An 809-nucleotide genomic window follows, 5' to 3' on the forward strand; every position below is an offset into this window, starting at 1 on the left:
GTTTCCGTGGGAGTCGGAGTTCCGGTTGGGGTTGGAGTTTCCGTGGGAGTCGGAGTTCCGGTTGGGGTTGGAGTTTCGGTGGGAGTTGGAGTTCCCGTGGGAGTCGGAGTTCCCGTGGGAGTCGGAGTTTCCGTGGGAGTCGGAGTTGGAGGGGTATTTACAATAATGCTTCCCGTGACGATCGCAGAATCAGCTTTCCCGTCATTAGCCTTGTAGGTAAAAGAGTCTGGCCCTGCAAAACCAGCATTCGGAGTATAAGTGAAAGAACCGTTAGCGTTGAGGACGATCGACCCTGTAGCCGGATTTGTCACCAGAATCGCCGTCAGCGGGTCGTTTTCCGGGTCTGTATCGTTGATTAAGACTCCCAAACCAGTCACGTTGAGACTCGTATTAAAAGCAGTAGTATAGCTGTCAGAATTGGCTACAGGCGGGTTATTGTTGACGTTTACAGTCACGGTAGCCGGTTCCGAGCTAACTATTCCGTCGCTGACTGTGTAGGTAAATGTGTCTGTTCCAGAAAAGCCAGCGTTAGGAGTATAAGTGAAAGAACCGTCTTTGTTGAGGGCGATCGACCCTTGAGTCGGGTTGGCGGCCACCGCAGCAGTCAGCGTGTCTAAATCTGCGTCGGAGTCGTTGCCTAAAACTCCTGGCACTGTTACGCTGAGGGCTTTTCCGGCACTGATGCTGTAGGTATCAGGTTGTGGCTGCGGCAGACTGTTAGTAACGTTGATATTCACCGTAGCGGGGACTGTTGCAGCCCCGTCGCTCACGCTGTATGTGAAGGTATCATTACCGACAAAGCCAGGGTT

The 809-nt window shown here is 52.8% G+C and carries 1 protein-coding gene; it reads right to left on the reverse strand.

Annotation, left to right across the window (positions count from 1 at the left end; genetic code table 11):
* The coding region (locus QUB51_RS02340; RefSeq protein WP_333298305.1) for an Ig-like domain-containing protein at positions 1 to 809 on the reverse strand (809 nt) is incomplete at both ends.

Source organism: Microcoleus sp. AT8-A3, from assembly GCF_036705675.1.
GTDB lineage: Bacteria > Cyanobacteriota > Cyanobacteriia > Cyanobacteriales > Microcoleaceae > Microcoleus.